This window comes from Ruminiclostridium cellobioparum DSM 1351 = ATCC 15832 (genome assembly GCF_000621505.1).
GTDB lineage: Bacteria > Bacillota > Clostridia > Acetivibrionales > DSM-1351 > Ruminiclostridium > Ruminiclostridium cellobioparum.
Genome location: NZ_KK211290.1, coordinates 78,711 through 92,837, shown reverse-complemented (window position 1 = coordinate 92,837; position 14,127 = coordinate 78,711). Strand labels below are relative to the sequence as shown.

The 14,127-nt window shown below is 42.1% G+C and carries 10 protein-coding genes; 9 read left to right on the top strand and 1 reads right to left on the bottom strand.

What is annotated here, in order from left to right:
• Nucleotides 1-304 precede the first annotated feature (304 nt).
• Nucleotides 305-997: a GTP pyrophosphokinase gene (locus T344_RS0121065; protein ID WP_027630334.1), complete on the top strand. Its 693-nt coding sequence runs from the start codon at nucleotides 305-307 to the stop codon at nucleotides 995-997.
• A gap of 194 nt (nucleotides 998-1,191) precedes the next feature.
• On the opposite strand, the gene T344_RS0121055 is transcribed toward T344_RS0121065, so the two are convergent.
• On the bottom strand, nucleotides 1,192-1,956 hold the full coding sequence (locus tag T344_RS0121055; RefSeq protein WP_027630333.1) for a DeoR/GlpR family DNA-binding transcription regulator: 765 nt from the start codon (nucleotides 1,954-1,956) through the stop codon (nucleotides 1,192-1,194).
• Between the two features lie 220 nt (nucleotides 1,957-2,176).
• Between T344_RS0121055 and T344_RS0121050 the strand changes: the two genes are divergently transcribed.
• The 8 genes from T344_RS0121050 to T344_RS30025 all read left to right on the top strand — a co-directional run bounded on the left by T344_RS0121050 (nucleotide 2,177) and on the right by T344_RS30025 (nucleotide 14,112).
• Entirely contained in the window at nucleotides 2,177-3,643 is a 1,467-nt protein-coding gene (locus T344_RS0121050; RefSeq protein WP_027630332.1) for a rhamnulokinase, read from the top strand.
• Nucleotides 3,644-3,743: 100 nt separating this feature from the next.
• Nucleotides 3,744-5,000: an L-rhamnose isomerase gene (rhaA, locus tag T344_RS0121045; RefSeq protein WP_027630331.1), complete on the top strand. Its 1,257-nt coding sequence runs from the start codon at nucleotides 3,744-3,746 to the stop codon at nucleotides 4,998-5,000.
• A gap of 79 nt (nucleotides 5,001-5,079) precedes the next feature.
• A complete protein-coding gene (rhaD, locus tag T344_RS0121040; protein ID WP_027630330.1) occupies nucleotides 5,080-5,892 on the top strand; it encodes a rhamnulose-1-phosphate aldolase in 813 nt (270 codons plus the stop codon).
• A 412-nt stretch (nucleotides 5,893-6,304) separates the two neighbouring features.
• Nucleotides 6,305-6,670, top strand: coding sequence for a BlaI/MecI/CopY family transcriptional regulator (locus T344_RS0121035; protein ID WP_027630329.1), 366 nt, complete (start codon nucleotides 6,305-6,307; stop codon nucleotides 6,668-6,670).
• Between the two features lie 4 nt (nucleotides 6,671-6,674).
• Complete coding sequence (locus T344_RS0121030; RefSeq protein ID WP_027630328.1) at nucleotides 6,675-7,601, top strand: M56 family metallopeptidase; 927 nt, start codon at nucleotides 6,675-6,677, stop codon at nucleotides 7,599-7,601.
• 271 nt (nucleotides 7,602-7,872) lie between these two features.
• The gene (locus T344_RS0121025) at nucleotides 7,873-10,128 is read left to right on the top strand and encodes a methyl-accepting chemotaxis protein (RefSeq protein WP_027630327.1); all 2,256 of its coding nucleotides are present in this window, start codon (nucleotides 7,873-7,875) and stop codon (nucleotides 10,126-10,128) included.
• A 257-nt stretch (nucleotides 10,129-10,385) separates the two neighbouring features.
• Nucleotides 10,386-11,777, top strand: a complete 1,392-nt coding sequence (locus T344_RS28970; RefSeq protein WP_034862586.1) for a methyl-accepting chemotaxis protein — start codon at nucleotides 10,386-10,388, stop codon at nucleotides 11,775-11,777.
• Between the two features lie 136 nt (nucleotides 11,778-11,913).
• Nucleotides 11,914-14,112, top strand: a complete 2,199-nt coding sequence (locus tag T344_RS30025; RefSeq protein WP_051572111.1) for an eCIS core domain-containing protein — start codon at nucleotides 11,914-11,916, stop codon at nucleotides 14,110-14,112.
• The last annotated feature ends 15 nt before the right edge of the window (nucleotides 14,113-14,127 follow it).

Below are 14,127 nucleotides of genomic sequence, written 5' to 3'. Positions count from 1 at the left end.
CTTTATAATGAGGCGATACAATTTTTGCAATTGTTTTGGGTGCAGCCTTATTTCATGAAGTTAGTGCGTAAGTACCAATCGAATCAGCAGGAATGTTTCATCCGCAAAGTTGATCAATCAACTAACCGGCCAACACAATTTTGTTAATTAAAATTCACAAATATTTCATACTTATTTAAAAATGCATCGTTATAATATAGTGTAAGAGTTGTTTGCAAATATTATGCAAGCCGGTGAATCCGACTGACTTGATACAAAAATAGCGGATAGCGATACCATATCGCGAAAGGGAGTCCTATAAATAATGATGATGAAAAGAACTACTGCTATAACTTCTCTGAACGGTCTGGAACAAATGCTGTTTTGTGATGATGTAGAAGTATTGAAGGCAAGTTTCCTTGAAATGCAGCATTTATATCAATCGGCAACACGGGAAATAAGCACAAAGCTTGAAATACTCGATGATGAGTTTCAGTTTATTCATAAAAGAAATCCAATACATCATATGCAAAGCAGAATCAAGTCCATTAAAAGTATTTTTGAAAAGTTGAACAGAAAAGAACTTGAGATAAGTATGGAATCGGCAAAAGCCAATCTGCATGATATAGCAGGTATAAGAGTTGTCTGCTACTACATTGAAGATATATATATGATAGCAAAGATGCTCACGCAGCAGGACGATATAGAGCTGATCAGGGAAACCGACTATATAAAGAATCCCAAGCCCAATGGATACAGAAGTCTGCACCTGGTTGTAAAGGTACCTGTGTTTTTCTCGGACGGAAAGGAATGGGTGCCTGTTGAAATTCAGATACGAACAATGGCAATGGATTTCTGGGCCAGTCTGGAGCATCAGCTGAAGTACAAAACCATAGATGCCATTCCGCCTTCAGTGGCGAGGGAATTGCAGGAGTGCGCCGATACCATCGCCGATACCGATCTCAGGATGCAAAGAATTTATAAAACCATTGAGCAGTTCAACGACAATGCCGATTGACCGTAAATGAAAACGAATGACCTGCAGGCTTTATGCAGGCTTGATATAGATACACAGGGGCTGCTGTCCGGTGGATGGATTTATTCATCATCGGGCAGCAGCCCCTTTTTATGCTCAACAGCAGCCGCATCGCCGGCTGCTGTTGAGCATTTTGAAACTATTTCGGGAGAGCGGCCGTACATACTCTGCTGTCTCTACTGGGGCCAGAGTATTTCGCAGCCATGTTTTGACGCTGCTTCCATAAATCCGGTCTGTGGCTTTTTGTCTGTGAGAATATAGTCCAGTTCCTCAAAGCCACAGGTCCGGCACATGTAGATGCCGCCGAACTTGCTGCTGTCGCACAGGAGCACGCGGACTTTGGAGTTCCTGATGAGTGCCCTTTTGAGTTTGGACTGTTCGAAGGAGGCGTCGGTTACACCATTGTTGGGAGTCAGTCCGCTGCAGGAGAAGATGGCAAGTCCGGCGTTCAGGTTTGACAGATAGTCAAGTGTATCGCTTCCAAGGAGAGAGTTTGAACGGGTACTGACAATTCCTCCGGGCATATAGATTTTAGCATCTGTTTTTTCTGAGAGAAGCAGAGCGTTCTTAAGTCCGTTGGTAATGACCGTAAGGTATTTGAACTGTGAAAGGTAGGGAATGACCATGCCGGCGGTGCTGCTGGAGTCCATGAAGATAACCGAGTTGGAGCTGATAAAGCTTATGGCAAGCCCGGCTATTTTCTTTTTCTCCTTTATATTTTCCAGTTCCCGCACCGATATGGCAGACTCGGCACTTGAACTGTCAACAAGTACGGCACCGCCATGGGAACGCTTTATTACACCTGCTTTTTCCATTTTGGCCAGGTCACGCCTTACAGTTGCGGTGCTGACATACAGCGCTTCACTTAATTCGTGGACCTTGACACTTTTTTTAGAATTTATCATATTTAAGATTTTATTGTGGCGCTCCTCTTCAAACATGGCTTGTATTTATCATCTCCTAAAGTATTTCGTCAAATTATTATTCATGGGTGCTTGTTTGTGACTGTGTATGATTAAATTTTAGCAAAACAATGATTTAAAATCAACATAATGAGCAAATATAGACGCAAATAAACACGTATAATATAATTGAATCGTAATAAAAAATAGCTATCTGATTGACACTATTCAATATAAATAATTATAAAGGAGGGCCGGGATGAGCAATAGGAGAGTTCTGGCATTCGACTTTGGAGCTTCCAGCGGAAGAGCGATGCTGGGAGAATTCGACGGACAAACCATAAGAATGCAGGAAATTCATAGATTTGCAAATGAGCCCGTCACTGTTGGAAAGACCATTTATTGGGACATCCTGAGACTTTACCATGAAACCAGGCAGGGCATTGCAAAAGCCGTCCGGGCAGGGGGCTTTGATGCCATAGGCATTGACACCTGGGGCGTGGATTTTGCGCTGCTGGACAAAAGGGGCAATATGCTGGGAAATCCGGTTCATTACAGGGATTTAAGGACTGAGGGAATCGACGGACAGGTGTTTGAACTCATACCGAAGGAAACTTTGTATGGGGCAACGGGAATCCAGCATATGAGAATAAATACCGTATTCCAGCTGGCCTACCTGGCGAAGCACCAACCCGAGATTATGGAAAATGCCGAAACCCTGCTCCAGATTCCTGATCTGCTGGCTTACTTCCTGACCGGGAAAAAGCGGAGCGAAATAACCAATGCTTCAACTACAGGCTTGTTCAACCCCGAGGCTAAAAATTGGTGTTTTGATGTGTGCGAAATGCTGGGTATAAAAAAGAGTTTATTCGCAAGAACAATATACCCCGGTGAGATTTATGGAACCCTTTCAAGGGAATTGTGCCAGGAGCTGTCCTGCGGGGAAGTTCCGGTAATTGCAGTTCCCACACATGATACCGCATCGGCAGTGGTGAGTGCTCCTGCCGTTAACAGGGATTTTGTGTACATCAGCTGCGGAACCTGGTCGCTGCTTGGAATAGAAAGTGACAAACCCATTATATGCAAGGAATCAATGGAAGCCAACTTTACCAATGAAATAGGTTTTAATGATAAAATCCGTTTTCTCAAAAATATCATGGGTTTATGGCTTATTCAGGAGTCGAGAAGGCAATGGCAGAGAGAAGGCTTTGATGTGGATTTCAATACACTGGAAAATGAGGCGCTGGAAGCCGAACCCTTCCTGTGCTATATAGATCCTGACGCCCCGGATTTTGAGACCCCGGGCAATTTACCTGAAAGAATAAAAGATTATTGCGGCAGAACCGGGCAGTACGTGCCCAAAACCCGCGGGGAAATCATGAGATGCATTTACCAGAGCCTTGCACTGAAATACAGGTATACTGTAGAAAATCTTGAAAAGCTTACCGGTAAACATTTTAATACCATAAATATTATAGGCGGAGGGATAAAAGATGCACTTTTGTGCAGAATGACTGCAAATGCAAGCGGCAGGGATGTTCATGCCGGCCCTGTGGAGGCTACTGTTATGGGGAACATTGCAGTTCAGTTTATTGCTCTGGGTGAGATAAAGGACCTGTCCGGGGCCAGAAAAATAATCCGCAATTCAACCGATATTAAAGTATTCAAGCCTGTTCAGCAGGAGGAATGGCAAAGGGCTTACGAGGATTATATAAAAATTTTATGAGGAAATCCTGAAAGAAATTATAAAAATCAGTAAAGGAGGTACCGTGCCATGTCATTTCCAACGCTATGTTTTGTGCGAAATGCCGGGTACGGGCATCATCATGAGCGAAATTAACGAAGCATATGCACTGGCAAAAAAAGCTTATGCAAGGCTGGGTGTGGACACCGACCAGGCTATTGAAGTCTTGAAAAAAATTAAAATATCACTGCACTGCTGGCAGGGGGATGATGTGGCAGGCTTTTTGTTCAAGGATCAGGCTCTCAGCGGAGGAATACAGGTAACGGGAAATTATCCCGGTGCAGCCACAAATGTTCAGGAGCTGAGACAGGACATTGAAAAGGCTCTGACCTTTATCCCCGGAAAGCATAAGGTCAACCTTCATGCAATTTATGCCGACACAGACGAAAAAGTTGATTTGGACCAGCTTGAGCCAAGACATTTTGAAGGCTGGGTAAATTGGGCAAAACAGCAGGGACTGGGCCTCGATTTCAATCCCACATGTTTTTCACATCCGAGGGCCCACAGCGGGTTTACCATCAGCAGTGCCGATAAGGAGACACGGGATTTCTGGATCAGGCATTGCAAAAAAAGCCGTAAAATAGGGGAATATTTCGGAAAAGAGCTGGGGCAGACCTGCGTGACCAATTTCTGGTTTCCAGACGGCTACAAGGACATCCCTGTTGACCGGGAAGCACCGAGGCAGCGCATGAAAAGTGCTCTTGACGAGGTGTTCCTGGAAGAGATAGATACAAACTGCAATATTGATGCCGTGGAAAGCAAGGTTTTCGGCATAGGCACCGAGAGCTATGTGGTAGGCTCAAACGAATTCTGCCTTGGATATGCCGTTCGAAATAACAAGACTGTCTGCCTGGATGCAGGACATTTCCATCCCACCGAAGTCATATCCGACAAGATAGCAACGGTTTTAATGTTCACAGATCAGCTGCTCCTGCATGTGAGCCGTCCGGTCAGATGGGACAGCGACCACGTTGTAATAATGGACGATGAACTGAACCATATTGCCCAGTCACTTGTAAGAAGCAAGCTTTATGAGCGTACTCACATTGGACTTGATTTCTTTGACGGCAGCATCAATAGAATTGCTGCATGGGTAATAGGCAGCAGAAATATGATCAAAGCGTTGCTGAAGGCACTGCTGGAGCCTACCGAAGAACTCAGGCAGCTGGAGCTTGACGGTGATTATACCGGCAGACTGGCAATGCTTGAAGAACTCAAGACCTATCCCTTCGGCGCTGTTTGGGATTATTACTGCCGGACAATGGGCGTTCCTGTGAGAGAAAGCTGGCTGGCAGAGGTAAAAAAATATGAAAATGAAGTGCTTAAAACCAGGACTTAAAAAACAGGAATAAAAGAAGAGGGACTGAAAACCGGGACTTAGAAAGCAGAAATTAAATAAAAGGAAAGAGAGATCTGAAATGAAAGATATATTGACGGCACCATTCATAACAGAAATATGCAAGCTGACCTCAAATCTCTACAGACTGGGCTGGGATGAAAGAAATGGAGGCAACATAAGCTATATAGTACCTGAAGCGGAAGCGGCGGAATATCTGGACATAAAAAAAGCCATAAGGAATATTCCCATGACCTTTGACGGGATATCTCTGGCAGGCAGAATTTTTGTTGTTAGCGGGACGGGAAAATACTTTAAAAATGTCATGGATGCCCCTGGAATAAACCTCGGAATAGTAAAAGTCAAAGAGGACGGCAAAAGCCTGGACCTGCTCTGGGGTTATGAGGACGGAGGCAAACCGACCAGCGAGCTGCCTGCCCACTTGATGACACATATAGAACGTCTGAAGGCCGATCCAAACCATAGGGTTGTTATTCACACCCATCCAACCAATACAATTGCTATGACCTTTGTACATGAGCTTGATGAAAGAGCGTTTACCAGAACCCTCTGGCAGATGTGCACGGAATGTCTGGTAGTATTTCCGGACGGGGTTGGCGTACTGCCCTGGATGCTGTGCGGAAACGAGGAAATAGGCAGGGTTACTGCTCAAAAAATGAAGGAATTCAGAGTAGTCGTATGGGGCATGCACGGAATATTCGGTACGGGCAGAGACCTGGATGAAACCTTCGGGCTTATTGAAACGGTGGAAAAGGCAGCCGAGATATATATAAAAATAATGAACATGCCCATAAAGCAAACTATTACTGACGATAATTTAAAGGTACTGGCCGGAGCCTTTGGTGTAACACCGAGAGCCGGCTATCTCGGATAGTGCCTTGATATAAATTTTTTCTCCTAAAAAATTATTGACATTTGCGGACTATAACTGTAGTTTTATAGTATAAACTATAGTAGTAGTCTGCATTTTTTTTAATTTAACCCGTTGTGCTAATTAAAATTTTGTTTTGCTTTACAGATAGATTTAATCGGAATCAACTGGTACGCGAGTACAATTTTATGAAATAAGATGCACAGTTAAAAACAATTTTCGCAATTGTTTTGGGAGCATCCTTATTTCATGAAGTTAGTACGGAAGTTACCATTTGATATAAAAAAATTACACGGGTAAAGCAAAAATTAAATTAACTATCACAACGCGTTAATTTAATTAGAATTCATTTTATTCGGCATTCCTGTTTCCTGGACAGGACTGCGGGTGTGCATACCGGATGGAGGTTTACCGTATGGAACAAATAAAACTTTTTGACAGTGAGATAAAGATAATGGAGCTATTATGGGACAGTGGTCCCGCTACGGCCAAAGAGCTTACACTGATGGCCGGGGAGAAGATCGGCTGGAATAAGAACACCACCTATACCATAATAAAAAAACTTGTTGAGAAAAAAGCCATCAAAAGGGACGAACCCAATTTTTTATGTACCGCCCTGATAACCAGGGAACAGGTACAGTTTGCCGAAACTTCAAACCTGATCAACAAATTGTACAATGGATCAAAAAAGTTGTTCTTTTCATCCTTTATTGCAGGGGAAGAACTGAGCAGGGAAGAGATAGAAGAACTCAAACGTATAATAGAGAAAAGCGGTGAGTGATGCCATGCTGAACACTGTTTTTTATTCGGTGCTGAATATGAGCATAACGGCATCGGTAATCGGATTGCTGATAATAATGCTCAGGAAGCTTAAACTGATTCCGGGGATGGGGATTTATTACCTCTGGTCACTGGTATTGCTGAGACTCCTTATCCCCTTTTCGGTGTCGAGCAGGGTCAGTCTTTTGAATTTTGCGGGGTCCTTTGTCAAAAGAGTGGTCACGGTCCCCGGAACGGAGGAGCGGGCCATAAGCCTGAGTATGACTAACACAATCGGTGCGGCCGGAGCATATTTCCCCGTAACCTACAAAACAAAACTGCTGGAAAGCATATTCGGAACAGCTGCGTCCATATGGATAGCAGGAGCTGTTCTTGCCATTTCGGCCGCGGCAGTAATATGCTTTATGGCATATAAAAGATTCAGGACCGCAATCCCTGTATCAGGCAATATATTTACAGGCAGGATGGTAGACTCTCCTCTGGTGCACGGCTTTTTAAGGCAGCGGATTCTTATTCCGGAGCAATATCTTGGGAGATCAGGCCTGAAGTTTATTCTGCTGCATGAAAACGTACATATAAAGAGGCACGACAATCTGGTAAGGTTAATCGCTGTAACTGCAGCCTGCCTGCATTGGTTCAATCCTCTGGCCTGGGTGTTTCTTAGACTTTTTATTGACGACATGGAGCTTTCCTGTGATATAAGGGCCGTCAGAGGGCTGACTGGGCCGGAGAGAAAAGCGTATGCCGGAACTTTACTGGGTGTGGGTACCGGTCAGGACTACCTTATACAGGCTGCTTTTGGTAAAACGAATGTAAGGCACAGAGTAATCAATATCCTTAATTACAAAAAAATATCGGCATTTGCACTCGCTGTAACGGTAATATTTTTAGCTGCAGCTTCAATTATTTTACTCACAAATCCTGCCAGGTAATTTCAATAAATATTTACAAATACGCATGAAAAAGTTAAATCTCTAAACAGGCGTTAATAATTTCCATAGGTGGATTTTATGTCATGTGATGGAAACAAAATTGTTGTATAAATGGAGTTTTTTAGTGTAAATTTAAACAAAAAATGGGTCGATTTTTAGGCAGTTGCAAGTTAAAAACTGCTTGCCTAAATGAGCATGGTGAAGTATTATAGAGATATATAGAGAATAGTGTCGAATAACTAAATTCAAAGGTATTGTGAGGAGAGTTTTTATGAATATTCAGCCGGTCGTAACAAAGATCAAGGCATTCTTAGAAACAATTGCAACATCTGCTTCATCTGTGGTAAAAAAGGTACTTAAAGACAAAACCGGTAGTGCTGGAAATATTACTAGTTTTGGTAATACAAACAGATCAAATTTTCAAGGGTCTTCAGGTAAATCTTTTCTCTTAAGAAAATTTAGGATTCAAACAAGACTTATTGCATCATTTGTAATATTATTGGTAGTTATGTTACTGATTACCGGAATATTTTCTTACAGCAGCTCAACGACAACTATAGATAAAAAAGTCAAAACCTATTCACTGCAGGTTACAGGCCAGACAAGCGTTGTTTTGAGCAATGAAATAACCCGGGTGGAAAATTACATATATGATGTGGGGCTTTCTACAACCATACAGGAAGCCATATCATCGGTACAGGCGACAGATGACTATGAAAAGCTTATGCAGTCAAGAAAAATATCTGATTTTCTTACAAACAAATTTGCAACAACAAAAGATATCCACTATGCGGCACTTCTCCACGGAGATGATTTTGCCCAGGCAGAAGTATATAATGCGGCTTCTCTGACACTGAACACCGAAGAAGTGGCCAAAGCAAATTTAAAGAAGCTTGAATGGGCGGATTTCACTGTCACAATCGGAGGAAAAGAGCAGAAACTTCTTGGAGTCAGGAAGGATATAAATTCTCTGACCAGCGGAAGCACAGCTGCTAAAATGATTGTTATTCCAAAGGCCAATTTCCTGTCAACTTCATTTACCAATCTGGACATAGGAAAAGATGAAAAAACCGGCAAAGCTTTTCCGATCTTTATCATAGACTCCAAGGGCACAATAATATCTTCAAGGGACCTGGAAGACTATCCTTTGAGCAGTAACAATGAACCCACAAAGGCCATTGCAGCTGAAGTCTCAAAGAGTATGGAAAAGAAAGCCAATCTGAAGTTGAAATTTGATCAAATGAAATCCGGCAATATAGAAATGAACGTTAATAAGGAACCGAGCCTTGTTTCCTACTCACAGATTGCAGAAGGAAAAGACTGGTACCTGATTTCGGTAGTCCCGTATAAATATTTGAACAGCGAGGCAAATAGTTTAAAAAACAGTATAATTATTATTGGTATCCTGTGTCTTTTATTTGCCCTGGTGTTGTGTACTGTGATAGCAAGAAGCGTTTCAGCTCCTTTAAACAAGCTTGTTCTTACAATGAAGAAGGCCAAAGACGGAGATTTGACAAGTCAGATTGCCGACGGAGAAAATGACGAAATAGGTGAAGTCTGCAGAAATTATAATGATATGCTTTCCAACATCAATGCACTTGTATCACAGGTGAGAAGAACCTCGATGGATGTTGTCGGTGCGGCAACCAAGATTGCAGCTGCCTCGGAAGCTGCGTATACTTCTTCCGAACAGGTTTCTGTTACTGTCGAGCAGATAGCCAAGGGTGCGACCGATCAGGCTAATGAAATAAATGACAGCGTAAGCCATATGGACAAACTGTCAGAAGGTATCATGTATGTTGGCGATGACGTATCACAGGTAATTTCCATTGCAAACAAGATAAACGACCTCAATGAAAATGCATCAAGAACAATAAAGGATTTAAATGTTAAATCAAAGCAGGTCAGTGAGACCACAGATAAGGTTTCACACAATATAAACGACCTGAGCAGCAGCATGAAAGAAATACAGAAGATACTCAAGATTATGATAGGTATCTCGGAGCAGACAAATCTTCTTTCGCTTAATGCATCTATTGAAGCCGCCCGTGCCGGTGAAGCCGGAAAGGGTTTTGCAGTGGTTGCGAATGAGGTTAAGAAGCTTGCCGAACAATCAAAGGAATTTACCAGCAATATCAACAGCATAGTGGCTGAAATCGGTAAAAAGACCAATGATACCGTTCAGGAGGTTATGAATTCAAATGCTGTGGTCAGTGAACAGATACTGGCGGTGAATGGTACCGAAGAGATGTTTAAAACAGTATTCTCTGCCATGCAGGATGTTATAACAAATATTGAGAGAACAGAAAAATCCGTTGGTAACATAATGAAATCAAAGGAAAAAGTTCTGGAATCCATGGAAAACATATCTGCTGTTGCAGAAGAATCGGCAGCTACAACCCAGGAGATTTCCGCAAGTACCGAACAGCAGATGGCTTCGGCAGAAGAGCTTGCAAAGAATGCCCAGGAGTTGAATGAAGTTTCCGCAGCCCTGAACAAAGAGCTGGACAAGTTTAAAACAGAGTGATGAAAAAATGTATCAATTAAATAGTGGTTTTCCAAATAGAAAGAAAGATCTGACTTGAGCAGATCTTTCTTTTTGTCAATATTCACTATTTCTTCACAATTCCGCCACAATTTAAACAACAGCCGTTAACAAACTCCCTATATAATGTCAATAAAATAAACTAATGAATGCATAAATAATAAAACCGTTCCTGAGCGGAAAATAACAGCTCAAGAGATGGACGCTATTATTTATTTATTCCAAAGGGAGAGATGCGTATGAAGAAAATGGGAATAGCAACTAAAATTGTAACTCTATCAGTAATCAACTCTTTAATAGTGGCAGTAGTAAATGTGGCTGCATCTGTGATTTCAAGAATGGGAACCGGGGCACTCGGCACTTCGTCTGCTGATTTTGCAGGCTCACAGGCTGCTTCTTCTGCAGCAGATCCTGCCCGCATTCAGGGTGAATTTTCATTTCTGCCTCCCACTCAGGTTCTGGCAGGTCTGCTTATATCAATGATAATAGGAATAGTGATGGCATACATAGTCGGAAAAATAATTTCAAAACCAATTATCACTGTAACCGGTATTACTAAAAAAACTGCAGAATTTGATCTGGTTGAGGATATATCTGTGGAGGGAACGTTTAAATCCGGGGATGAAAGCAGAGAAATGGCTGAAGCCCTGCTGGCTGTCAGAACGGCATTAAAAGGGATGGCCGTTAAGGTTCAAAACATATCTAAAAAGCTGGCATCTCATTCTCAAAATCTCAGCAAGACAACGGGAGAGAGTGTCAGCAGCCTGACTCAGGTGGTTTCCACCATAACGGAAGTAGCCGGAGGAAACAGCAGTCAGGCACATAACATAAATAACATTAACTTTACTCTTTCCGAGGTGGCAGGTGTTATTGAAAATATAACAGAAGGGGCTGCAAATGGAGCTGCAAGGGCGGTTGAATCACTGGAGACAATCAAGGAGGGGCAGGAGGCAGTAGATGTGCAGGCTGAAAAAATGAAGGAAAATATTCAGGTTACATATGAAACCAGCAGATCTGTCAATGAACTAAGTGAAATGATATCGCAGGTATCCAGTAATATAAAGATCATAACCTCTATAGCGGATCAGACAAATCTTCTGGCGCTTAATGCGGCAATTGAGGCAGCCAGGGCCGGTGAGGCAGGGAAAGGATTTTCAGTAGTATCCGATGAGATTAGAAAGCTGGCGGAGGAATCTGCAAAAGCCGCAAAAATAATTATTGAACTGACCAATCAGACCAGTGAGAAAACCGGCCAAGTGGTGGAAAACATCAATACGGCAAATATTCTCATGGATGAACAGCAGGAGGCTCTGGCTGTCACACAGGCCGCTTTTGAAAAAATTAAAAGCTCATTCGGTCACATTGTAAGCGGATTTCAAAACACTGCTGATGAGATAGAGCATGTTAACAGAAAATCAAAGACAATATCCGGACAAACTCAGGATATGGCGGCTACGGCCCAGCAGACAGCCGCCAGCATGGAAGAGATATCGGCTGCCGGACAGGAGCAGCTCGCAGCTGTTGAAATAATTGCCCAATCCTCCAAGGAATTGTCTGAGCTGGCAGAAGAACTAAACAGGGAAATGGGGATTTTTAAGGTAAACAGGAATAATCCGGCTGTAAGTCATTGATCTTGTTTGCGTTATCAATGATGACTCCGATTTTGAATCAGCTGAATTTTTTATTTTTATCAGGATGTTAAATCCACTTCAAAAACTACTTTATTATTGGAAGAAAAATACACATAAATATATTGGAGTGAGATAAATGTACACCAGAGTACCGGCAGAAAAAAAGCCCAATACGTCTTTTGGAGGAAGCAGTGCAAATTTAAATAAGAAACCGCTTAACCGGCAGCGTCCTGCAAAAAAACCTAACGTGAGATCGACCGATTACAGAATACTGATGCAATGGATTCTTACAAACCCTGATTCCATAACTCAGGAGGAATTCATGTTCTTTCAAAGTACTGTGGGTTATCAGCAGGCATTAAGAGTAATGGAAGAAGGTAGACGCAGAAAACAGCTTCAAAAGGTGGGAGTGCCTGCGGTAGAAACAAGCAGACAACCTAATCGGACAAATATACAAGCTGGGGAAGATGCACCATCCGGTGATGGCTTGCCTGAAAATCTGAAGATTGGGCTTGAGAACCTTTCCGGAATCAGCCTTTCTGATGTAAAAGTTCATAAAAACTCCGAAGAACCGGAAAAAGTCGGTGCCCAGGCATATACGCAGGGGACTGACATACATATCGCCCCGGGACAGGAAAAATGTCTTCCACATGAAGGCTGGCATGCGGTTCAACAAAAGCAGGGAAGGGTAGAAGCTGAAATACAGCTGAAAACCGGTGCTGCTGTAAATGAGGATTCAAAGCTGGAAAGAGAAGCCTGTGTAATGGGAGCCAGAGCTGAGAGGGATGGTTCCGAAAGCGGTGCAATACAGGGCCTACCGGCAAGTGAACCCAAGTCCTCCAAAATAAATGGTAATGTTATTCAGCGGGTTACGCTGCAGGAGGGAATGGAACTAAATAATACTAAAAATCCCGTAAAGGAAGAAACTGACGGGATCAAAACGGCAGGATACGGTGAAACCAGCGAAAATGTAAAGAAAATACAACAGATATTAATAAGGATGAATTATTGGACAGGAAAAAGCGGTGACAAAGCCACCGGATACTTTGGTGAGGTTACAAAAGAATCTTTGATAAATTATCAGACAGGTTATATGAAGCTTGGCAAGGGAGAGCTGTATGATAAAAAAGGCAATTATGTAGGGTGTGGACCCAGTACAGCCAGGAGTCTGGATAGTCTGTATAAATTACTGAATAATTCTAATGTACCTGAACAGGCAAAAAGTAGTATAATGGAAATTGGAAAAAACAAGGAAACAAATGCCGCTTATGATTGGGATATAAAAGCAGGCCGGTATAACGGATATGTCAAAGAGGCTCAATTAATCCTTATGATTCTGGGGCACAAGTTACCCAAATACGGAGCCGATGGAAAGTGGGACAACAGCGGCGAAACCTATGAGGCCCTGCTGAATTTTCAAAAAAGCTGTATAAATACATTTGATGGTATAAATAAAAACGGAACACCGGAAAGTAAAAAACAGATAGAACATTTACAGGGTATCGAACCGACAGGAAAGCTGGACAAGCGTACATATGAAGCACTGGAGAAAGAAAAAAGCAAAAAGGCAGCAACCAATTTTAATAAAAGTCCTGCAAAGCAAACAGGGAAAGATAATAAGGGGACGGGGAAGACTGAAGGATTTATTGGACCACCTGCTCCTCAGGGAACAAGTAATGGTTTGACAGCTTTAAATATAATTAAATTATCAGCTTTGTACAAAAATATGAGTGCGACAGAAAGAATTGAAGCTTTAATAGATATAGCAAATGGTTCAGATAATATTCTAATAAGGGCAGGAGTATTTACGGGAATTATAGTTAATGAACCTCAAAAAGTGGTGGAAAATTTTAAGGCTGCTGTTCAATTTCAACTTAATATTGGCACTAATTTTGAAGACCCAGATATGGCTGAAGCTTTTGCTTCGGTATTTACAGCTTATGTAACTGGGAAAGTATTTGAGGGAGTGAAATTACCAACTAAGGGAGCGGGTAAGACTTGGACTTCTACAGATAAATATGTAGGTGAAACTGCAAATGCAATTGAAGCGAAATATCCGGGTAAAGTTGTTGATGTTAATAAAAAGGTCTATAGAGCAGATGGAACACCATTAACAGATTATGATATCGAGCTTAATAATGCAATAATCCAGGTTAAACAAGGTGGAGGAAAAGGTGCTACGAAGCAAGCAATAAATACAGCCTCCAGTACAAGTAAAGAAGTTATTGTTTATTTACCAGACCAGAATGCAGGTGCTGCTGTAGTTAAAGGACTGCAAAAAGAAGGCTTTAAAGTATTTACCAACCAACAAGATTTGTTGAATTACCTTAAATAAACTACAGGGAGGATG